Annotated in this window: 18 protein-coding genes; 15 read left to right on the top strand and 3 right to left on the bottom strand. The window is 37.5% G+C overall.

The genetic code is table 11. The features are described from left to right. Positions 1–82: 82 nt before the first annotated feature. Both ABIB30_RS19800 and ABIB30_RS19795 read left to right on the top strand, forming a co-directional pair. Positions 83–841: a T9SS type B sorting domain-containing protein gene (locus tag ABIB30_RS19800; protein ID WP_354304769.1), complete on the top strand. Its 759-nt coding sequence runs from the start codon at positions 83–85 to the stop codon at positions 839–841. Between the two features lie 17 nt (positions 842–858). Further along, positions 859–1,770 carry a PorP/SprF family type IX secretion system membrane protein gene (locus tag ABIB30_RS19795; protein ID WP_354304768.1) on the top strand — a complete coding sequence of 304 codons (912 nt, stop codon included), beginning with the start codon at positions 859–861 and terminating at the stop codon, positions 1,768–1,770. On the opposite strand, the gene ABIB30_RS19790 is transcribed toward ABIB30_RS19795, so the two are convergent. Further along, positions 1,771–3,204, bottom strand: a complete 1,434-nt coding sequence (locus ABIB30_RS19790; protein WP_354304767.1) for a sensor histidine kinase — start codon at positions 3,202–3,204, stop codon at positions 1,771–1,773. Positions 3,205–3,242: 38 nt separating this feature from the next. Beyond that, positions 3,243–5,027: an ATP-binding protein gene (locus tag ABIB30_RS19785; protein ID WP_354304766.1), complete on the bottom strand. Its 1,785-nt coding sequence runs from the start codon at positions 5,025–5,027 to the stop codon at positions 3,243–3,245. 86 nt (positions 5,028–5,113) lie between these two features. On the opposite strand from ABIB30_RS19785, the gene ABIB30_RS19780 reads away from it, so the two are divergent. The 6 genes from ABIB30_RS19780 (at position 5,114) to ABIB30_RS19755 (ending at position 12,848) form a co-directional block, all read left to right on the top strand. Next, positions 5,114–5,485 (top strand): hypothetical protein, encoded by a 372-nt coding sequence (locus tag ABIB30_RS19780; RefSeq protein ID WP_354304765.1) that lies wholly within the window; start codon positions 5,114–5,116, stop codon positions 5,483–5,485. A gap of 255 nt (positions 5,486–5,740) precedes the next feature. Next, positions 5,741–6,556: an MbnP family protein gene (locus ABIB30_RS19775; protein WP_354304764.1), complete on the top strand. Its 816-nt coding sequence runs from the start codon at positions 5,741–5,743 to the stop codon at positions 6,554–6,556. 4 nt (positions 6,557–6,560) lie between these two features. Next, a complete protein-coding gene (locus ABIB30_RS19770) occupies positions 6,561–7,610 on the top strand; it encodes a cytochrome-c peroxidase (protein WP_354304763.1) in 1,050 nt (349 codons plus the stop codon). An 8-nt stretch (positions 7,611–7,618) separates the two neighbouring features. Beyond that, positions 7,619–8,539, top strand: a complete 921-nt coding sequence (locus ABIB30_RS19765) for a transporter (protein WP_354304762.1) — start codon at positions 7,619–7,621, stop codon at positions 8,537–8,539. 192 nt (positions 8,540–8,731) lie between these two features. Then, positions 8,732–11,947: a TonB-dependent receptor gene (locus ABIB30_RS19760; protein WP_354304761.1), complete on the top strand. Its 3,216-nt coding sequence runs from the start codon at positions 8,732–8,734 to the stop codon at positions 11,945–11,947. A gap of 10 nt (positions 11,948–11,957) precedes the next feature. After that, on the top strand, positions 11,958–12,848 hold the full coding sequence (locus ABIB30_RS19755; RefSeq protein ID WP_354304760.1) for a glycerophosphodiester phosphodiesterase family protein: 891 nt from the start codon (positions 11,958–11,960) through the stop codon (positions 12,846–12,848). A 596-nt stretch (positions 12,849–13,444) separates the two neighbouring features. Here the strand turns inward: ABIB30_RS19755 and ABIB30_RS19750 are convergent. After that, positions 13,445–13,783, bottom strand: coding sequence for a helix-turn-helix domain-containing protein (locus ABIB30_RS19750; protein ID WP_111633099.1), 339 nt, complete (start codon positions 13,781–13,783; stop codon positions 13,445–13,447). Between the two features lie 783 nt (positions 13,784–14,566). On the opposite strand from ABIB30_RS19750, the gene ABIB30_RS19745 reads away from it, so the two are divergent. The 7 genes from ABIB30_RS19745 to gmd all read left to right on the top strand — a co-directional run bounded on the left by ABIB30_RS19745 (position 14,567) and on the right by gmd (position 21,904). Then, complete coding sequence (locus ABIB30_RS19745) at positions 14,567–14,965, top strand: GreA/GreB family elongation factor (protein ID WP_354304759.1); 399 nt, start codon at positions 14,567–14,569, stop codon at positions 14,963–14,965. Between the two features lie 611 nt (positions 14,966–15,576). Beyond that, positions 15,577–16,608: an MBOAT family O-acyltransferase gene (locus ABIB30_RS19740; protein WP_354304758.1), complete on the top strand. Its 1,032-nt coding sequence runs from the start codon at positions 15,577–15,579 to the stop codon at positions 16,606–16,608. 3 nt (positions 16,609–16,611) lie between these two features. Then, complete coding sequence (locus tag ABIB30_RS19735; RefSeq protein ID WP_354304757.1) at positions 16,612–17,523, top strand: hypothetical protein; 912 nt, start codon at positions 16,612–16,614, stop codon at positions 17,521–17,523. A gap of 108 nt (positions 17,524–17,631) precedes the next feature. Beyond that, positions 17,632–18,795 (top strand): acyltransferase family protein, encoded by a 1,164-nt coding sequence (locus ABIB30_RS19730; protein WP_354304756.1) that lies wholly within the window; start codon positions 17,632–17,634, stop codon positions 18,793–18,795. Between the two features lie 338 nt (positions 18,796–19,133). Continuing rightward, positions 19,134–19,829, top strand: coding sequence for a hypothetical protein (locus ABIB30_RS19725; protein ID WP_354304755.1), 696 nt, complete (start codon positions 19,134–19,136; stop codon positions 19,827–19,829). Further along, positions 19,829–20,686 carry a dTDP-4-dehydrorhamnose reductase gene (gene rfbD, locus ABIB30_RS19720; RefSeq protein WP_354304754.1) on the top strand — a complete coding sequence of 286 codons (858 nt, stop codon included), beginning with the start codon at positions 19,829–19,831 and terminating at the stop codon, positions 20,684–20,686. The genes ABIB30_RS19725 and rfbD overlap by 1 nt, the downstream gene beginning before the upstream one ends. 81 nt (positions 20,687–20,767) lie before the next feature. Beyond that, the gene (gmd, locus tag ABIB30_RS19715; protein WP_354304753.1) at positions 20,768–21,904 is read left to right on the top strand and encodes a GDP-mannose 4,6-dehydratase; all 1,137 of its coding nucleotides are present in this window, start codon (positions 20,768–20,770) and stop codon (positions 21,902–21,904) included. Positions 21,905–21,911: the final 7 nt, after the last annotated feature.

The raw sequence follows: 21,911 nt of genomic DNA, 5'->3' as shown, positions 1-21,911 counted from the left end.
TTGAACACAAAAATCAAATCGATACTCGTGAAAAATATAAAATCATGATAGCTTCATAACCGCTGAAAACAAATATATACTAATGAAAAAAATAATTGTATCAATTGCCATGGGGTTGCTGCTATTTGGCAGTCAAAGCTTAAAGGCACAGTTAAGCGTAGGTGCTGATGGGCTGTTTATTCAGAGTGGAACAGTATTCAGTACGGATGGATTAACCTTGGTGCCAACCAATAACTGGGGGCTGAATAATTTGAAAGTAATTCTAAGCCCCGCTGTTGTGATCTGGCCAAGATATAATAGTATTCAAAGGATGTACAGGTTTAGTAAACCTGTCACCTTTGAAGGGGAAGTTGCACTGAATTTTCTGGATATAGAGTTAAATGGAAACGAGGCCAGAGACCTGGTACTGGCGCATTCTAAAGTAACCAGTACTAACTATAAGGATTATACGCTGGTTAAAGAGAGTGTATCTTCTGAAAAGGAACGTTATGTTGGCCAGCTGTTCACTGCACCCATTGTCATTTCAGATCTGAATGCAGTTAGTATGATCTCTACCAGTGCTGTGCTTTATAAAGATATAGAAGCCAATAATATGATCACACCAAATGGAGATGGAGTCAATGATGTGTGGATTGTGAAAAATATCCTCCAGTACCCGAACAATGAGTTGAAGGTCTTTGATCGGGAAGGGCGGGTGGTCTATTCTAAAATCGGATATGACAATACCTGGGATGGACAATACAATGGGAATCCATTACCAGAGGATACTTATTATTATATCCTTTACATCGATTCAGGAAAAGCACAAAAGACCGGGTTTATTACACTAGTTAAAGAATAATATTAATATAAATAAGAATGATAAAATTTCTACATCAACAAATTGTTTGTGCAGCCTTGTTGACCATCGGCTTGTTGACTGGTTTGCAAAAGGCATCGGCACAAATAAGGCCTCTGGGAACTCAGTATTACGAAAATCAATATATCAGTAATCCAGCCTTTGCCGGGATGGACGAGGGCATGAATATCAATATCAGCTACCGGAATCAATGGAGGTCTATACCAGGTTCACCAGTTACAATGGCGGTGAGCGGAGATTACCGGGTAGTCGATAAAGTGGGGGTTGGTTTCAATGTATACAATGATAAAGCCGGACTGATCGGGCGGACGCGTGTGATGGGGACTTATGCTTATCACTTGCCGCTAAACCTGGAAAATAATGCACTGCATTTTGGGATCTCTCTGGGGGTGATGAAAGAACGCCTGGATGAAAACAGTATTATTGCTACGCCGGATGATCTTGCTGCTGCGAGATACAATCAGCGCAAGAGTTATGTGGATGGAGATTTTGGTATAGCCTATACTACCGAAAGGCTGACCCTGCAAGGCGCTTTGCCTAACCTTAAAAAATTCTTTAAAAAGGATGAAGCGAATACTGTGCTGGGATCAACTTATCTGGTTGCGATGTCTTATAAAATAGGGACTACGCTGGATGTGGTGTCTATAGAACCTAAGATCAGTTTCAGAGGGGCGAAGGATATTGATAACATCTGGGATATCGGTACCAATCTAAAGTTGCAGAATAACCTGATTTCTTTTCTGGGCATGTATCATAGTGACAAGAGCTCTACCTTTGGGGTAGGCCTGAACTATGAAAACTTTTTTATCCAGGGTTTTTATACTAGCCAGCTGGCAGGAGAGCGTCAGCGTACGGGCGGAGACTTTGAGATCAATCTAAAGATTAACCTGCTTAAAGATCAGCGGAGATAGTTATATGGCTTTTGTGGGAATGACAATGGTAAAGGTTGTTCCCACACCAGCTTCACTTTTTACAGTGATATTGCCTCCCATTTCTGTGGTTTGCTTTTTGACCAGGTACAAGCCGATCCCGTGGCTGTCCTGTTCGGTATGAAAAGTCTTGAACAAGCCAAAGATCTCGCTTCCATATTTGTTTAAATCGATTCCCTTTCCGTTGTCTGTGATGGTCAGGTGTATGGTGTTTTCCTTTTGATGGGTTTTGAGGAAAATCTGATTTTTACGCTTTGGATCACGGTACTTGATTGCATTGGTAATGAGGTTTTGCAGAATACTTTGCATGTATATTTTAACAAAGGCGACTTCCCCGGATTCACTGAAGTCAGTTTCAATTACTGTTCCCGAATGTTCTATCTGCATTTTATGATTGTTTTTAACCTCTTCCAGCAGTTCAGCGAATACAATTGTCTCTTTAAGCAGTAAACCATTTTTCTGCTGTTTCAATAAAATAATAAGATCATCCAGTTTGTGAAATAAGCCTGTTGAAACATTCTTTAACATTTTGAATGCGGGATCATTTGTTTTATCATGGTCTTGTTCTTCCAGAATCCGGGTCAATGCCTGGATATTATTTAGTGGGCCTCTGAGATCATGTGAAATGATATGCGTGAAATGTTCCAGTTCAGAATTTCTCGAAGAGAAGGTCTCACTTAGGTTACGCAGTTCCTGCTGATGATTCAGCAGTCTTGAATTTTGTTGTTCCAGGGCATCAAATAAGTCAGTTATCTTTTTCTGGCGCTTCTTTAATTTGAAACTCATAATACCAATAACCACAATCACGATTGTACTGAAAAATAATAAGCTGATCTTGGTCCGGGTCAGTGTTTCAGATACTTTCTGATCTTCGTTCTGAATATTCTCATAGAAATCCTTTAACATGTTGTTACAGATCTCCCTGATTTTATTCATTTGATCCTCACCCACATCAGCGTTAATCTCTTCCAATATTTGTGCATCTTTATGCTCATTTTTCAACTGGATCGTTCTTTCGAGCTCTGTACATTTTTCTGTAATAGCTTTGTTGAGCATGACCACATCATTGATGCTCTCTGCATTAAAGTATTTGGTAATATGGTGTGTTAGTCTTTTTTGATTGTCAAAAACAACTTCGATCGCCCGGGTATAGGGCATAATATATTTCTTTCTGCCAGTCAGGATATAGCCCCGTTCTCCGATCTCAGCATCTTTCATATTGCCCAGTATACGGCGCGTGAGCAGCATAGCCTTCTCATTTTGCTCCCTTTTTCTCAATCTGTCTTTATTCTGGCGGATCAGGTGAAAGAAAAATACGCCGTTAATCATGATGGCTGCGAAAATAATCAGGATCAGGAGTTGTACGGTTCGTCTGCTGTAAATGTGCTGGAGTTGATGCCGTGTGTTAAGCTTCATAGGTATTTCGACTTTATTGGTGATCAACGGAGAGCGGTTTATTTGCCGGATAATTGCTGTACTACTCCTTCCAGTTTTTCTTTTAACAATTGAGACGAAAAGGGTTTCGTGAGGTAATCATCGAGATAAGTATAACTAAAAGATTGTTGTATATCTACATCACTTGAAGCAGTCAATGCAATAATCTTAATCTTGGACATATTCACATCTGGTAATTCTCTGATATGCCTGGAAGCTTCAAACCCATCCATAACCGGCATATGGATGTCCATGAGTACGACATCAAAGCCTCCGGTTTTTACCATGTCAAGCGCTTCCTTACCATCTTTGGAAAGCGAGTAATTGCAGTTCCACTGGTCAAGGATCTTTTTGAGCAGCATAATATTGATAATGTTATCTTCTGCAATCAGGATGTTCAGGTTACTGATCGTAGAAATGGTTCCGGTAATTGGTTGTTCGGTTTCCAGGGGAACTACAGGTACGGCGATTTCATACTTAATTTCAAATGAAAAGACTGAACCAGCATGTTCTTCGCTTTCCAGGATCAGCTTACTATGATGCAGGCCAATCAGTCTTTTGACAATAGCCAGTCCCAGCCCAGTCCCTCCATAACGCTTGGTAATGTTATTATTCGCCTGTAGAAAGGGTTCAAAAATAATCTCTTGTTTGTTTTTAGGAATACCGATGCCTGTATCTTTAATGGCAAAATGTAAGAGGATATGCTTTGCGGTCTGGTTTTTTGTCGCGACCAGAATTTCTACCTGTCCGCCGTTATCTGTAAATTTAAGTGCGTTGGAAATCAGATTGTTTAATATCTGGGCTAGTCTGGTCTGATCACCCATAATATGCAGTGGAACATTTTCAAAGTCGGCATTCAACCGGATGTCAATATTTTTCTGTTCTGCTTTTGGACGGAAAGATGCCAGTATATTCTGCAACAGCATGCTCAGGTTAAAAGAGGATTTATTTAGTGTAATCTGATCTTCATTCATTTTACTGAAGTCGAGCGTATCATTAATCAGCGCGAGCAGGTTTTCTGCTGAAAAGCGGAGTACAGCCAGATTTTCTTCCTGATCTTTTCTTGGATTTTCTACGCTCAAAATGTTAATCAGTCCAATTACCGCATGTAAAGGAGTACGCAATTCATGAGACATGGAAGAAAGAAAATCAGCTCTTAATTTAGTGGCTTCCTGTGCTTCTTTAAGCGCTGATTGCAATTGGGTATTCAGTTCTCTTTCTTTAGAATTGCTTTTAAAAAAGGATTTAAAAAATTCATAATGCATCGTAATCAGAATGCCGAAATTGACAATCAGCGCCAGCATGAATGAACTGTTATTCAGTTGCAGTGGAGTAACCGTCATTTTTCCATTCTGACCATTGGTTACCAGCAGATGCAGGATAATCGGAATTACGCTGGCAAGTGAATAAACTATGCCCCAGTTTTTTCCCAGTATATAAAAGCTGGCAGAAATAATAATTAAAGTGATTTGTAAGCTGACCAGATTAATGCCAAAGGTGTACATCAGTATATTGGTCCAGATCACGGTGCAAAGCGATAAGAGAAAAAGATGGCCTGCCAGTTGCCAGTTATTCTTTTCAAACATCAGGTAAAGGCCGGAAGACATCGCACTGATTGAGATTATTAATCTTGCTGCGGTCTTATAATCTCCTCTGATCAGTGACTTTATGGTAATGATAGATAATAGCGCAATCATCAGGATTAATCCAAAAGTTAAAATTCTGATTCTGGATTGCATTAAAGGAATTTGCTTATCTCTTAATAAGGCCGCATACTTTTCTCTGAGCCTGATAATAATATTCATACACCTGATCTTAGAGTCAATATTACAAAAAAAAGAGTTCGGTTTTTAAGAACAAAGGTTTTTAATAATGTTTAACTTTGCGGTAAATGTTAAACCGTCTGATTGCAATTATTGTATTAGTCACACTGATAGGTGCCAACCTGTCAAGGTTTATTGTTTACGCCGGTTTTGAAGCTAACCAGCAGTTTATTGCAGCAAATCTTTGTGAAAATAAGTCGCGTCCCTGGATGCATTGCAATGGACATTGTTACCTGATGAATAAATTAAAACAGACAGAGGAAAAGGAGAAAAAACAAGAACGTGCGGAACAGAAGAGCCGTTACCATGAAATTTTACCTGGTGAAACGCTGAAAATAGCGTTCAAATTCCCTGTTTTTAAGCTTGTTTATCCTGAATGTCTTCCTCAAAACACGGTGCAACGTTCATTTGACATCTTCCATCCACCGCGAAACGTTTAATTTTTATCTTATAATGTAATGTCGCTGTTTGTCCAAGACGGTAGGCTGGGCTATGCCCTGTCCATTATTTCTTAACTGTTATTTATTTACTCCCTGGCAATTCTCAATAGTAGTTGTCAGGCAAGGGCTGTGCTTAATGGTGGGCCCTAAATACTCCTATACGATGAAATATTATCTTTTCTTAGTTTTTTAAGGAGTCTGAATGACAGCTTTTTTATTTAAAACAAAAATTTACAACAATTAATTTGATTTTTTATGAAACTAATATATAAATACGTTATCGTGATGTTCTCCTTGCTGACTGTGCTTACAGCCTGTTCTAAAAAGGATGATTTGCAACCAATTTCTACCAATAAAGCAACACTAAGCCTGCAATTCGACAATATTGTAGGAGACCGCAACCTGCAGCTGAATACGGGTACTTATAAAAATGCTTCCGGAGAACAATTCTCTGTACAATTGCTTCAATATTTTATCAGCAATATTAAAGTGAAAACAAAGGACGGTCAGGAGTTTACCGTTCCCCAGGAAGAAAGTTATTTCCTGGTGAAAGAAAGTGACGGGACTTCACAGTTCTGTAAGGTCAAAGTTCCTGAGGGCGATTATCAGACGCTTACCTTTACTTTGGGGGTAGATAGCTTAAGAAACACCATGGATATAACTAAGCGTACTGGTGTACTCGATCCAACTGGTGGAATGGACGATGGGATGTATTGGGGATGGAACAGTGGTTACATCTTCTTTAAAATGGAAGGGACTTCTGAACAGGCACCGGTTGATCCGACTGGTGTCCGTAAATTCAGGTTCCATATTGGTGGTTTTGGCGGCTATTCGGCACCTACTTTCAATAACATTAAAACGGTTACGGTAGATCTTTCTGCTGCTGGAATAGCACGCGTAAGAGCGGGTAGGGAAAGTAATGTCCATTTTCTGGTAGATGTGATGAAGATGTTCAATGGTAAAACCAATATCAGCATCGCGGCTAATCCGCAGGTCATGTTCAGTAATTATAGTGTGAATGTGGCTAGTAATTTCAGCAGCATGTTTTACCATGACCATACGGAGAATTAAGAAGATGGGCAAGAAAACATTATATTTTATACTGCTGGCCTTTAGTTTCTTTATTTATGCTTGTAAAAAGGAAACAAATATCCAGGAAGCAGTTAGTACATTTCTGGGCTTTCAAAAGCCTTCCAATTTTCCTGAACCAATTTATAAGCTGGAAAATAATAAGCTGACTGAAGCTGGGTTTTTACTGGGCAGGGCTTTGTTTTATGAACCGCGTTTATCAAGGGATAATACCATCTCCTGCGGTTCCTGTCATATCCAGACTTCAGGGTTTACCCAGCATGGGCATGATGTAAGTCATGGAATTGATGATCGTTTAGGTAGCCGGAATTCACCACCTATTATGAACCTGGCCTGGAATAAAACTTTCATGTGGGATGGTGGGATTTTCGACCTGGATTTGCAACCTATCAGCCCGATCACCAATCCTGTAGAGATGGATGAAAAGGTTGAGAACGTGCTGTTAAAATTAAAACGGATGCCAAAATATGTCACCTTGTTTAACCGGGCTTTTGGGACAGATGAAATTACCAATGCCCGGATGATGAAAGCATTGTCTCAGTTTATGGTGATGTGTGTGAGTGCAAATTCGAAATATGACCAGGTGATGCGCAAAGAGAATGGGCAAACTTTTACAACCGATGAGCAGGCCGGGTACATCATTTTTAAGGAGAAATGCAGCAATTGCCATAGTGAGCCTTTGTTCACTGATGGGGCTTTCCGGAACAATGGTTTAGCTATCGGGCCTAATCATGACCAGGGACGCGCTATGGCTACACTTAACCCTGAAGATGACTATAAGTTTAAAGTGCCAAGTCTGAGGAACCTGAGTTATACGGCTCCTTACATGCATGATGGGAGGTTTTTAACGCTGAGTGGTGTACTTACACATTACGCGGAAGAAGTTCAGGCCACCCCAAATCTTGATCCTTTGCTGCAACAGAACGGTAAGCTGGGGATCTCTTTAACTGCAGACGATAAACTTAAATTACTTACTTTTTTAAAAACGCTGGATGATAAGGATTTCGTAACCCGGAAGGATCTGGCAGAACAATAATATTCCTCATGAAAAAATATATTTTATTACTTTTTATCAGCCTTTGTGGCTTCAGCACTTTTGCTTGTGATATTTGTGGTTGCGGTGTAGGAAGCTATTATCTGGGGCTTTTGCCTGAATTCAATAAACGTTTTATTGGCTTGCGGTATCAGCATAAAACATTGAGAACTCACCTGGGACCCGGTGGTAAAACCAGTTACCTGACTACAAATGAAACTTATCAGTCGGCAGAGCTTTGGGGTGGCTGGAACCTGGGCAGTAAATTCCGTATCCTTTATTTTGTTCCTTATAATTTCAATGAGCGGCAAAGTGTGGAAACCAAAGGACAGAAAAGTGGACTGGGAGATATCGCCCTGATGGGCTATTACAATCTTTTCAGCAGCAGAAACACGGTGAATGATCAGCTATTGGTGCAATCGTTATGGGTTGGTGCTGGGGTGAAGGTGCCAAGTGGTAAATATGAGCCACGTGACAGGGATGTGCTGACAGAATCTCCAAATAACTTCCAGTTAGGGACGGCCAGCACGGATTTTACATTGAATGCAACTTATGATGTCCGGTTAATGGATTTTGGGGTAAATGTAAATACCAATTATAAAATCAATACCGCCAACAAATACGATTATCGTTATGGAAATAAGTTCACCACCAATGCGCTGGCTTATTATAAAATCAGGATTGCGAAAACGTTGAACGTAGCACCAAATGCGGGCGTGCTTTATGAAACTTCTGCGAAGGATAAAGAAAGCAAAACGTTTGCTGTTGATGTATCTGGTGGTTATTCTCTGGCTATTTTAACAGGTTTGGAGGCTAATCTCAAAAGGATTTCCTTTGGTGTGAATTATCAGGCTATTGCTGCTCAAAATCTGGCATCAGGAAGTGTAAGTGCGGGAAACCGGTTAATGATACATACTTCGGTTGCTTTTTAAGAAAGCCTGAGGTTTTATTGAATTTTTACAGAACAGGCCCGGTTTTCGGGCCTGTTCTGTTTAAGAAAGGATTAGTTTTTGTGCGTTTCGGTGTTGATTTTTATTAACTAATGGTGTGATTTCTTAATACAGACATATTCTGATGCTAATATAAGGGCTTTTAAATTTGCCGAAAAAATAAGTTCAAATCACATGATGAAAAATTTACTCTGCACAGTACTCTTACTGTTATTTTGTTGTTTTTTTAAAAACGAATTAGCAGCGCAAACGACTCAGGCATCTATCTCCGGAATTATAACCGATGACCTTAAAAAAACTATTCCTGGTGCATCCGTGCAAGTAAGGAACGAGTCCACAGGTTTTACAACCAGAACAACCACCAATGCCAAAGGGGAATATACTTTTAAAGAACTTCCTCTTGGAACACCTTATACGGTTACCGCTACTTATATTGGGTTTGGGGAACAAAAGAAAACAGGTTACTCTTTGAATCAGGGGGATGCCTTAAGAATAGATATTTTAATGCAGGATGCTGTAAATAACCTTGCTGTAGTTGAAATTGTAGGCTCAGGAATGAAAAACAAAACAGAAACCTTAGGGGCAGCGACGACCATTTCGGCCAGAGACATTACCAGACTCCCGGTAAACGGACGTAATTTTGCTTCCCTGACCGATCTTTCTCCATTAAGTAAAGGCACAAATATTTCAGGCCAGCTGGGTTCATCTACAGGTTTTACCATTGATGGGATGACGGCTAAAAACCCTACCTCTGCAGGTTCAACAACCAGCAGAAGTGGCGCACCATATTCGATTTCGATTGAAGCAGTACGTGAATTCAAGGTGGTGACCAACCAGTATGATGTGACTCAGGGAAGAAGTGGTGGTGGTGCAATCAGCGCGGTAACCAAATCAGGAACAAATACATTAAGTGGTAGTGCATTTACTTACGGACGTGCAGACTGGTTATCCAGCCCTTATGATATCAATGGAAATAAACGTAAATCGGATTTTTCTACTTATCAATATGGTTTCTCTTTAAGCGGCCCGATTATTAAAGATAAGTTACACTTCTTTATGGTTTGGGATCATGAAAAGGATTCCCGCCCATTACAAATTGCAAATATCCTGTCTCCGGCGGATGAAACCAGGTTGAAAATTAATCAGCCTACGCTAGATCGTTTTGTTGATATTTCACGCAGACTATATGGGGTAGCAAATACACCTCAGTTTGGTTCTTTCAATAAGAAAAGAGGATCTGATGCTGCATTTGCACGTATAGACTGGCAGATTAATGAGAAAAACCTGTTAACGGTTCGTGACAATTATACGAACAGCAGAAACCCGCAAGGATTAGAAGACAATACGGCTATCAATTTATATGAGTCTTATGGTAATGATAAGAACGTTGATAATAGTTTACTGGCTTCCCTGCGTACTTCCATCAGTCCGAGATTAACCAATGAATTAAAAGCACAACATTTATATACTTACCAGTTGAGTAGTCCTGGTGATCAATTGCCTTCGGCAAATATTCCGCGTGCGGTTGTGGAAGGCGTTACTTCTACAATTGGTACAGGTTCACTGTCAACAGATATTCAGTTGGGTGGTCATCGTTTTGCCCAGGAAGGTTTTACAAATAATGTATACCAATTAGTTGATAACCTTTATTATAACACTGATAAAATCAAATATACTTTTGGAGTTGACTTCATGTATACTAATGCACACTCAACCTATGGAAGTGAATTGAACGGTCGTTTCTATTTTAGAGAAGATGCTAACACAGGAACTTCCGCACTGGATAATTTTGAATCGAGGACTCCTTACCGTTATACGAGGGAGGTGCCTTTGGTGGCTGATCCTAGTGTGAAACAAGGGATTTATAATTCTGCAATTTATGGTCAGATGCAGACGAAACTTGCTTTAGGGCTGGATATGGTTGCAGGTTTGCGTTTGGATTATAGCAGCTATCCTAAAGGAAAATTTAATCAGCTGGTATTTGATGAACTTGGTTTAAGAACTGATAATTCCCTTTCTACACTTCAAATCCAGCCGCGTGTTCAGTTTAACTGGGATATCAATGATAAGCATCAGGATTTTGTTCGTTTTGGTGCGGGTATTTTTGCTTCAGACATTAACAACTATGCAACGATCAATAATATGGTGTTTGACGGAAATCACCTGGCTTCGATCGATGTAAGAGGGGTAAGTGTACCAAGGCCTGATTTTCCTGGTTACCGTGCAAACCCTGGCAGTGCTCCGGGACAGGATTTGTTTGGTCTGCCTGGTGTGAATAAGTTAACAACAATCAACGCCAATGCGAATGATGCGCAGGTTCCGGTTGTTTATAAAGCTAATGTATCTTATAGCCGTTTTATTACTGACCGTTTGAAAGTTGGTATTACAGGTTACATGACTTTAGGAAGGCACAATTACATGTACGTAGATCGTAATATGGTTGCTGATCCTTATTTCCGTTTATCGAACGAGGGTAACCGCGGAGTTTATGTGCCAGCTGAAAGTATCCAGAATAGTTCTCCGGATTGGCAGAAAGGGCGTATCAGTGATAAGTTAGGCCGTGTATTGGAACTAAACAGCAAGGGTAAAGTAAATCAGTTTGCTGTGGTAATTGATGGTAGTTACCAATACTTTAAAGATGGTGCAATTTCATTCAGTTATACCTGGAATGATGCCAGGGATAATACTTCTTACAATGGTAACGTAGCTAATAGTGCAACTTTATCTTTACCGGTAAAAGATGATCCGCGTGATTTGAGCAAGATGACGGCGTCTGATAATCAGTTCCGCCACAAAATTGTAGTGTATGGAACTTTACCAACCTTTCATGGGATTGGGATTGGTCTTCGTTATTCGGGTATTGGTGGTACACGTTATACGCTATTATCGGGTGGTAATACGAATGGTGATTTTGTTGGAAGTAATGACCTGGCTTTCATCTTTGACAGAAACAATCCGGCAGTTGCTCAAAATGTACGCGCTGGTTTACAGGCTGTTTTAGACAATCCGAATGCTAGTCAGAGTGTGAAAGACTATATTCTGAAATACTCCGGACAAATAGCGGAAAGAAATGGCGGGATCAACAGTTTTTACGGAATCTTTGATTTAAGGATCACCAAGAAATTTAAGCTGTATAAAACACACACTTTAGAGTTGTCTGGAGATATTTTCAACGTTGCCAACTTATTGAATAAGAAGTGGGGCGTGAATGAATCGTTGGGTACCCAGGCTTTGTACTCGCTTGGTATTCCTAAATCGGCAACTAAACCTGCTGTTGATGGATTTGATAAAACAACTAATAACTTTGTTTACAGAGTGAATGGTGCTGGTGTGGTTAGGCCTTCAGGTAATCCTTATCAATGTCAGATTGGACTTCGTTACAGTTTTTAATTCTCGTTATATGAAATATTTGTTTTTAATCGTAGGTTTTTTTAGTTTATCAACTGCAATTGCCCAGCAAAAAATTGATGTACAAGGCCATCGTGGTGGAAGAGGAATCATGCCTGAAAACTCTATTGCAGCCATGCTGCATGCAATTGATCTTGGCGTAAGAACGCTGGAGCTGGATTGTGTGATTTCTAAGGATAATCAGGTAGTTGTTTCTCATGATTTATATATGTCTGCCGATTTCATGCTGAAACCTGATGGTACAGCAATTACTAAAGCAGAAGAGAAATCACTTTTGTTATATAAAATGCCGTACGAGATCATTAAGAGCTATGATGGCGGAACTAAAGTCAATGCTTCGTTTCCAAAGCAACAAAAGTTAAAAACGATGAAACCGTTGTTAGCAGTATTAATTGATAGTGTGGAGGCTTATGTCAAAGCTAATCATTTGAAGCCGGTGGCTTATAATATAGAGATCAAGAGTTCGGCTGAAGGTGATGTTCTGGAGCATCCTGCTCCCGAAATGTTTGCCAAATTAGTAATGGATGTGCTTAAAACTAAAGGCATAACTAAAAAGGTAACTATACAATCATTTGATACTAGGCCTTTGGTGGTTTTGCATCAGCAATATCCAAAACAAAAGCTATCTTATCTGATTGCGAACAAAGACAGCTTTAAAGTTAATCTGGATAAGCTTGGTTTCACGCCTGACACTATAAGTCCATATTATCTGATGGTAGATGCTGAATTTGTAAAAGAGGCTCACGCGTCAGGTATAAAGGTGTTGCCCTGGACCGTAAATGATGAGCAGTCTTTGAAAAAGATGGCAGATTTGAAAGTGGATGGTATAATCTCGGATTATCCGGATATAGCTGTTGCATTGTTCGGAAGTTACCAGAAATAGATTAACTGAATCAATAGTCTCTCAAAAAACGGCCTTGCTGTTTCCTTACTTAATCTCCTGTTCCAGGTATTAAGAAGTGGAAAACAGCAAGGCTTTTTTGTAGGGAAGTTTTTAGACTGGTCTGGAACTGGTCAGTTTTGAGATGACTCCTGTATGAATCCATATCTATTACAGGGTGCCTCCAGTGAACCTATGTATTTACAGGAAAAGGTGGACTCATACCCTGGTTAATACGAACCTATACAGGCCACAAAGAGAAGTTTGTTCGCCCGTTTTATCTGAATCAGCAGGAGGATAGTTGTTTGTTTTGGCGTTGGGTTTCTGAAAAATAAGGCAGCATGAACCGCTGCTGAAATAAACTCAGCAGGAAAAAATTGACTGTGATTTTCAGTAGATTGTGGTATTAGCTAAAAGGCAAATAGCTAAGCTTCTCTTCTTTTATCAGAAGGGAAGCTTTTTTTATTTACCGCTTTACTTTAAGCGACACAAAGTGGGGATTTATTTTGGGTATGGGGAAAATAATTCCCTTATTGAGCATTTCTTTCCCCTTACACGCTGCATGGGGAGTTGGTTAGAAACTAGTTTATCGTGTTGCTTTAAAGTGACGCAGACTTTTGAGTCCTGATGATCTCATACAATTGAATGATTTTTTTCTGTTGATCGTTGTAACGCTCACTCAGTTCATCTAATTGTTTTTTTACATCAGGGTACTGCTCGTCCTGGGAATCTTTCTCTCCTATACGAAGCATGTCAATTATCGAAACTCCGTATATATCAGCTATTTGCTGAACTTTATAGAAGGAAACATCAGTTATTCCGGTCTCTATTTTAGAGTAGGCCGTAACAGATATGCCCAACTGATCGGCTACGATTTTCTGGCTAATGCAATGCGTATTGCGTATTGCTCTAAGCTTTTTTCCAATATTTTGAATCATATGTTATAGGTTTTAACGGGGATAAGAAAATGATATTTATCAAAAAATAATTTTTGTTACATGAAATGTTGCAAAATAAAGGCCAACGGAAACTCCATGCCATACCTACGTAGTTAAGAATTATATGGATTTGGTTAAATGTGTGGCTGGATGCTGTATTGGACGAATTAGTGACGATTTGTATCGTTTCTGTGACTAAGTGCCCGGAAAAAAATAATAACTGACTAAAATAGTAAAAGGGTTAGTGATTTTAGTGTGATTAACTTTGTTTTAATCCTTAAGATAATATAGTGAGTTTGGGGCGCAAATTACTGGGTTTTTTATATCCGGACATTTAGGGTATCTTTGGATTAATGAATCCTTTTAGATGGTTAAATAAAACTTCCCACGAGCGGCTCGCCTTACAAATGCGTATCGCACTGGCTATGTTTTGCCGTTTTCTTTCTATCCAATATCGTTTGGGTGATTCATTTCTTAAAAGTAGCAAGGACTTTATTCATCAGGCCCCAGCCTTTTAAAGGTATGGGGTACAGGAAATAAACCTGATTTAAATTCTTTTCATCATTTTTTATTCTTTCAGGACTGCATTACAGCCCCGGCTTGTCTTAGTGTTACGGCTATTGCTTTCTGCATTACTGTTATAGGAATAAAATGTAATCTGGAACATTATGAATCATTCCTTGAAAATGAGTTGTAAAGACTTTGAGGAGCATGCCTCAGCTGAGTATTGCAGGCTGAGGCTAATTGTCTTTTTATTTTTTTATAACCTCATTATTATCACATATGAATACTAGTTCAATAAAAATAGATACCAGGCCGATTGTTTTGTCCAGGGGCATTTTTGATCTGTTAAAAAGTCACCTCAGAAGAAGAAAACTGAGTAAATACAATGAAGATAAACTGGAACTGGAACTTCGTTATGCCAGGCAGGTTTTATATAGGGAGCTGCCAGCAGATATAGTTACTGTAAATACCCGGGTGAGGGTGAAGGAATTGGTTTCTGGAAATGAGTTTACTTATAACCTGGTCGCTCCTGAGCTTGCGAAAAGGAAAAATAATACTTTATCGATTTTATCACCTATTGGTGTGGCCATGCTGGGGTATCCACAAGGGGCAGAGTTACAATGGGAAATGCCGGAAGGTGTAAAGGTTTTCCGGATAGAAGAGGTGTTAAGGAATTAATAGGTTTTAAAATATCGGATCCCGGATTTTAGGTGAAAACGGGATCTGGTTATTTAAATAGCTATTAAAAATATTTTTAATAGCTATTTAATATTATTATATGTTATTGGGTTAATTAAATTTTGAACATTAATAATTAATGACTTTATTTTGCGTTTAAGTAGAAAATCTACTTCGGTCAATAATAAATAATCTTAATTAAGATAATGCTTTTTAACTCTATAAACTTTGCGATATTTTTACCTGTTGTTCTTATTTTATACTGGTTTGTAACAAATAGAAATCTAAAGATTCAAAATCTTTTATTGTTGGGGTCGAGCTACTTTTTTTATGCTTGCTGGGATTGGAGATTTTTATTTTTACTCATCTTCTCCACATTATTAGACTATTATACTGGTATCAAGATGTCAGATGCTAAGAATCAAAAGATAAAAAAGTTTTGGTTTTGGCTAAGTATATCGGTTAATCTCGGATTTCTTGGGATTTTTAAATATTACAATTTTTTTGTCAGGTCGTTTGCAGAGTCAATCTCTTATCTTGGATTGCATTTAAATCCGTGGACGCTAAAGATAATTTTACCGGTTGGTATTTCTTTTTACACTTTTCATGGTTTGTCATATGTAATAGATATTTATAAAGGCAGAATAAAAGCGGAAAAGAATTTTGTTGATTATTCTGTTTTTGTCAGCTTTTTTCCATTGCTAGTTGCAGGGCCTATAGAACGTGCGACTCATTTGTTACCCCAAATCCAGAAAAAAAGAGAATTTGATTATACAAAAACGATAGATGGTTTAAGACAAATATTGTGGGGACTGTTTAAAAAAGTAGTGATTGCCGATCAGTGTGCTGAATATGCAAACATGATTTTCAACAATTCAGCGCATTACTCCGGGAGTACACTAATTTTAGGGGCGGTATTATTTGCTTTCCAAATTTACGGTGATTTCTCCGGTTATTCTGATATTGCCTTAGGAACTGCAAGACTTTTTGGTATAGAACTTTTGAGAAATTTTGCTTTTCCTTACTTTTCCCGGGATATCGCTGAATTCTGGAGACGCTGGCATATTTCTCTTTCTACATGGTTCCGTGATTATTTATATATTCCTTTAGGAGGTAGCAAAGGAGGGATGTGGATGAAAGTCAGGAATACATTCATTATTTTCCTTGTGAGTGGCTTTTGGCATGGGGCAAGCTGGAACTTTATTATTTGGGGTTTTCTGAATGCATTATATATTATGCCTTCTATTATCTTTAAAACGAATAGAACAAACCTTGACATCGTCGCATCTGGAAAATACTTCCCTACAATTAAGGAACTATTTTCTATGTTGCTAACTTTTGGTTTAACTGTATTTGCCTGGATTTTCTTTAGGACAGAAACTTTGGGTGACGCATTAAATTATATCTCCGGAATATTTTCGGATTCTCTATTTACGATACCGACAGTCGCACCCAAAATGTTATTTGCATTGCTTTTCGTATTTATAGTAATAGAATGGCTTGGTCGTGAACAGCAATTTGCAATTGCAAAATTTGGTATCAAGTTACCTGCAATTCTAAGATGGAGCCTTTATTATGCAATTGTATTGATCATATTCTTATGTGCGGGCTCAGAACAACAATTTATTTATTTTCAATTTTAAGATATGAAAAAGTTTTTTAAACAGCTCTTATTCTTTGTTTTTCCTGTTCTTTTATTTGGTTTTGTAGCTGATATTTTGTTGAAAAGAATTCCAAATGATTATTCTTACAAGAGCACTTATCTAGACGAGCATGCGAAAGATATAAAAGTATTATTTCTTGGTAACTCTCATGTTTATTATGGCATTAATCCTGTATATATTAAGGAAGTATCCTTTAATGCTGCTCATATTTCTCAACCTCTAGATTATGATCTGGAAATCCTTGAAAAATATAATAAAAGCTTGACGAGGCTCAAATTTATAGTAATTCCAATCGATTATTTTTCTTTATATACTACGCTGGGAACTGGTGCAGAAAAATGGAGGGTCAAAAATTACAGTATATACTATAATATTAATCCTGACCATGACTTGCTAAATGATTCTGAGCCCATTAATATGAAGTTAAGTGTTAATTTTTCAAGGTTGAAGAACCATTATCTGGAAAAAAAATCTGAAATCACTTGTAGTGAATTGGGCTGGGGATTTACCTATAACTCCAAATATAAAAAGGATTTAGAAGAAACAGGAAAGGTTTCTGCAGCCAGACATACGATAACCGTAAAGGACAGTTTGATATATTATAAAAATAAGGGAGTTATTAATCGGATAATTGAAATTGCTAAAACTAAAAGTGTACCGGTAGTTTTTATTACCTGCCCCGCATATAAGTCTTACACAAGCCGGTTAAATCAAAGTCAATTGAAAAATACAGTTCATACAATTAGTGAGTTTTTACGTGAAAATCCGGGCACAAAATATTTTGATTTATTAAATGATCGGTCATTTATAGCTGGGGATTTTTTTGATGCCGACCATTTAAATGAAATCGGGGCGAAAAAACTTAGTCTTAAAATTGATAACTTATTGAAATAGGAAATTTAATCGATTGTGTGGTCAGAGTATCCGAAGAGGTGTAAAGTTATTGTTTTCTTACATTTAACGATGTGGTTTTGAGTGTAATTTTCATTAGTTTTGACGCCGATGAAAAGATTCCTTGCTTTAGATGGTTTTCGTGGTCTGTGTGCTTTATTTGTTGTGATTTTTCATACCCATGTATTGAACAGTTTTGCGAAGCATGATTTTTTTAGAAATAGTTATCTTTTTGTTGAATTCTTCTTTGTCTTAAGCGGATTTGTTTTATACCATACTTATGGTCAGAAAGAGTTTGAATTGAAAAGATTCAAGCGTTTTTTTATTAGCAGGACCTTTAGATTGTTTCCATTGCATTTGGTTATGCTCCTTGTTTTTATTCTATTAGAGGTTGCAAAGTGGTTTGCTCAGAAAAAAGGGATAATGTTTAATAATGCTGCTTTTACTGGAGATTATGCCCCATCTCAAATACTTCCTAATTTGTTTTTACTTCAGTCCTGGTTGCCGGGTGCCAATCCCCTTTCTTATAATTACGTTTCCTGGAGTATTAGCGTTGAGTATTATATGTATATAATATTTGCTTTTATAATGTTTTGGATACCGAAAAAGAAAGAATACTTATTTGGAACACTTTCTATTCTCGCATTTATTGCCTTATTTTTTCATTCGGATGTTCTTAAGCAGGAAGCATTAAGAGGTCTTTCTTGTTTCTTTGCCGGTTGTTTATGTTACCTGGTGTATTTGAGAATTTCTAAGATAATCATTTCACAAATTATATTTGATTTGCTGGAATTAATCTCAATTGCAGCTATTATAATAGTTATAATAAGTAATTTTGAAAATAAGGGAATTTGTATCAGCCTTCTTTTTTGTTTAACAGTAATCATCTTTGCTTTTGACAGAGGGATCGTTTCCAGACTTTTAAAGTCGAATCCGATCAGTTATCTGGGAAAGTTATCTTACTCTATTTATATTATTCACCTCGCTGTATTATTGGTCATCTTAAGTACAGCTATGATTGCCAGTAAAGTGTCTGGAAGGAATTTCACACCAATGGTTACTGAAAACAATATTCCTGTTAGAGTAATTACAACGGGAAGTGCAATTTGGGATAACTTATTGGTATTTGTAATTCTTGGAGGAATAATTATAATTTCAAATTTCACCTATAAGGTTTTTGAGTTAAAAGGAATCGCTTTAGGAAAGAGGGTACTGGAAAGAATGGAAGCTAAATCAGGTCTGCCCGAGCTAAAATCTGAATCCCAAAAAGTATAATCGACTCTATATTTTAATAAATAATATGATTTGAAATTATTTTCATCTCTATTTAATGTCCATAACTTTGAATTCCCATTATTATAATGTCACTTTTTTCATATTTTTGCAATTTTAAATGCCAGTTGTGTATTTCTGTTGTGTAATGGAGGGGAATAATAAGCTAAAACAGATAAAAAAATTGTTTATAACTTCAGGTCTTATACCTATACAGTTAAATTCAAATGAAAGTAATTAATTTTGAGAATTTGGTCGAATTATTGCATTATTAAGATTTAATATAGTTTAAAGATGAAATGTATTTTATTCAGTACTTTAAACTTTGTCCCTATATATTTATGATAAAGACTTACCTGATTATTTTTTTTCTAGCGCTTTCCACAATGGCTTATTCGCAATCTAATGGTGATTACCTCTACAGTGTTGGGGTTAGAGGATATAGCTACATGCAGATGCCAAAAATAATGAATCAGACTACTGGGAATAGCTATTTAAATAGTTCTTTTAATAGTTTACTCTTGAAATTTAATGATAAACTATTTAGTTACAGATTGAATGGCAGCTATATGAATAAGAATATTAACTTCTTAAACAACTGTGAGAGCTGTGAATCTGTTAGTGGAAAGATGAAAGATTATTCTTTTAAAATTGGTTTTGAGAAAAACTTCACTTATTCCAGGGTCCAGCCTTACTTCGCTCTTGATTTAGGATACAGATCAAATAAGTTCGAAGGAACCTCTATAAATATAAACCCAATATTAGGTTCCCAGGATAATATGATTCCTGCAAATCAGGTAATCGCTACTAAAGAAGGTTTTACAATCACACCTGTTCTTGGGATAAAAATCAGCCCTATTAAAGAAATTTCTATCTTCGTTGAAAGTAATCTGGAATTCTTTTATTCTTATGAACGCCAGGAATCTGTCCCTCAGGATGTGACAAATGTACGTTCTCTGAATAAATTCCATAAAACGGAATATTTATTAAATCCTGTATCGGTAGGTATTCAATTTCACATTGGGAACAAAAATTAATGAAGAGAAATATTATTGTAATTGGCGGAAGCGGACAACTTGGGCAGTGCCTGAATGAAGTTGTTTCCGGGAGAGAAGAGATTTTTAACTATATATTTCTTTCCAGATCTGATCTGGATTTTGTAAGTGGTGAAGATGTAAAGCGGTTATTTGAACAATTTAAGCCTTTATATTGTATCAATTGTGCTGCATATACTGAAGTAGACCGGGCTGAAGAAGATCTGGATCGTGCTTTTGAAGTGAATGAGTTTGCAGTAAAAAGACTTGCAGAAAATTGCCTGGCTTATGATACAACGCTTCTGCATATTTCTACTGATTTTGTCTTTGATGGAAATTCGGGTATTCCTTTGACAGAAGACAGACCCACTAGTCCTGTTAATGCTTATGGTTTATCCAAGTTAAATGGTGAACTTCAAATTCAGCAGGTCATGGCGAAGTATTATATTATAAGGACCAGTTGGTTATATTCAGAGAAAGCTAATAATTTCGTAAAAACGATGTTAAAACTTGCGCAGAGCAAGGATCAGCTCCAGGTTATTTATGACCAGGTAGGTACTCCTACTTATGCGGTAGATTTAGCAAAGGTTATTGTGAACATCATAAAAAATGACAAAAATGTTTATGGTGTCTATCATTATAGTAACGAAGGTGTCGCTTCGTGGTATGATTTTGCAAAAGCTGTTTTTGAGTTTGCTGAAATTGATATGAAGGTCTTGCCTGTTACTTCTTCTGTCTTTGTGACTAAAGCAAAACGGCCCCATTATTCGGTCATGGATAAAACAAAGATCAAATCTGTAATGGGAATTGAAATACCTTATTGGAGAGATAGTTTGAATTTCTGTATACAAAATTTATAAGTGCTTTCATCTGTCATATATTTCTCAGTAATCAAATAATTCATTTATCTTTGACCCCTACATAAAAAAAATATTAACTTAATGAAAGTTGCCCTAATAACCGGTGTTACAGGACAGGATGGAGCCTATCTTGCAGAATTTCTTTTGAAAAAAGGATATTTCGTACATGGACTTAAAAGAAGATCATCTTTGTTTAATACAGAGCGAATTGATCATTTATACCAGGACCAACACGAACACGGGGTCAACTTTAAACTACATTTTGGTGATCTTACGGATTCTACAAATCTAATTCGTATTATTCAGGAAGTTCAGCCTGATGAAATTTACAACCTTGCAGCAATGAGTCATGTACAGGTGAGTTTTGAAATGCCTGAATATACTGCTAATGCCGATGGTCTGGGTACTTTGCGCCTGCTAGAGGCAGTACGGATTCTTGGGTTAGAGAAAAAGACGAAAATTTATCAGGCATCTACTTCTGAGCTGTATGGTTTGGTACAGGCTGTGCCCCAGAGTGAGAGTACACCTTTTTATCCCAGGTCACCTTATGCTGTTGCTAAAATATATGGATATTGGATTACTGTAAATTACAGGGAGGCCTATGGTATGTTTGCTTGCAACGGAATTTTATTTAACCATGAAAGCCCGTTAAGGGGAGAGACATTTGTTACACGTAAAATTACAAGGGCGGCGAGTAAGATCGCTTTAGGTTTGCAAAAATGTCTATATCTGGGGAATCTTTCAGCGCAAAGAGACTGGGGCCATGCTAAAGACTATATAGAGGCTATGTGGTTGATCCTTCAACAAGAGAAAGCAGAAGATTTTGTGATTGCCACAGGTGTAACAACAACTGTGCGGGATTTCGTGAAGATGAGTTTTGCAGAATTGGGAATTGAAATAGAATTTAGCGGAAAAGATGAGAACGAAAAAGGTGTTATTATAGACATTGATCAGGATCTTATTTTATCTTTAGGTTTAAATGATCTTTATTTGAAGCCGGGAACAACTGTGGTAAGTGTAGACCCAAAATATTTCAGGCCAACTGAAGTTGATTTATTATTAGGGGATCCGACAAAATCCAAAACACAGTTAGGGTGGATACCGAAGTATGATCTGCCTATGTTGGTTAAAGAAATGGTACATGCTGATTTACAATTAATGAAAAAGGACGAATATTTGAAAGATGGCGGCTTTAATACCTTAAATCATTTCGAATAGTTATAAA

It is taken from the genome of Pedobacter sp. UYP1 (assembly GCF_040547305.1).
Taxonomy (GTDB): Bacteria; Bacteroidota; Bacteroidia; order Sphingobacteriales; family Sphingobacteriaceae; genus Pedobacter.
The sequence above is the reverse complement of the archived record's forward strand: the minus strand, read 5'-3'. Positions and strand labels throughout refer to the sequence as shown.

What these genes read in the sequence shown, in the direction of transcription:
- ABIB30_RS19800 (WP_354304769.1), top strand. Translation starts at nt 83, where the DNA reads ATGAAAAAAATAATTGTATCAATTGCCATGGGGTTGCTGCTATTTGGC.
- ABIB30_RS19795 (WP_354304768.1), top strand. Translation starts at nt 859, where the DNA reads ATGATAAAATTTCTACATCAACAAATTGTTTGTGCAGCCTTGTTGACC.
- ABIB30_RS19790 (WP_354304767.1), bottom strand. Translation starts at nt 3,204, where the DNA reads ATGAAGCTTAACACACGGCATCAACTCCAGCACATTTACAGCAGACGA.
- ABIB30_RS19785 (WP_354304766.1), bottom strand. Translation starts at nt 5,027, where the DNA reads ATGAATATTATTATCAGGCTCAGAGAAAAGTATGCGGCCTTATTAAGA.
- ABIB30_RS19780 (WP_354304765.1), top strand. Translation starts at nt 5,114, where the DNA reads ATGTTAAACCGTCTGATTGCAATTATTGTATTAGTCACACTGATAGGT.
- ABIB30_RS19775 (WP_354304764.1), top strand. Translation starts at nt 5,741, where the DNA reads ATGAAACTAATATATAAATACGTTATCGTGATGTTCTCCTTGCTGACT.
- ABIB30_RS19770 (WP_354304763.1), top strand. Translation starts at nt 6,561, where the DNA reads ATGGGCAAGAAAACATTATATTTTATACTGCTGGCCTTTAGTTTCTTT.
- ABIB30_RS19765 (WP_354304762.1), top strand. Translation starts at nt 7,619, where the DNA reads ATGAAAAAATATATTTTATTACTTTTTATCAGCCTTTGTGGCTTCAGC.
- ABIB30_RS19760 (WP_354304761.1), top strand. Translation starts at nt 8,732, where the DNA reads ATGATGAAAAATTTACTCTGCACAGTACTCTTACTGTTATTTTGTTGT.
- ABIB30_RS19755 (WP_354304760.1), top strand. Translation starts at nt 11,958, where the DNA reads ATGAAATATTTGTTTTTAATCGTAGGTTTTTTTAGTTTATCAACTGCA.
- ABIB30_RS19750 (WP_111633099.1), bottom strand. Translation starts at nt 13,783, where the DNA reads ATGATTCAAAATATTGGAAAAAAGCTTAGAGCAATACGCAATACGCAT.
- ABIB30_RS19745 (WP_354304759.1), top strand. Translation starts at nt 14,567, where the DNA reads ATGAATACTAGTTCAATAAAAATAGATACCAGGCCGATTGTTTTGTCC.
- ABIB30_RS19735 (WP_354304757.1), top strand. Translation starts at nt 16,612, where the DNA reads ATGAAAAAGTTTTTTAAACAGCTCTTATTCTTTGTTTTTCCTGTTCTT.
- ABIB30_RS19730 (WP_354304756.1), top strand. Translation starts at nt 17,632, where the DNA reads ATGAAAAGATTCCTTGCTTTAGATGGTTTTCGTGGTCTGTGTGCTTTA.
- ABIB30_RS19725 (WP_354304755.1), top strand. Translation starts at nt 19,134, where the DNA reads ATGATAAAGACTTACCTGATTATTTTTTTTCTAGCGCTTTCCACAATG.
- rfbD (WP_354304754.1), top strand. Translation starts at nt 19,829, where the DNA reads ATGAAGAGAAATATTATTGTAATTGGCGGAAGCGGACAACTTGGGCAG.
- gmd (WP_354304753.1), top strand. Translation starts at nt 20,768, where the DNA reads ATGAAAGTTGCCCTAATAACCGGTGTTACAGGACAGGATGGAGCCTAT.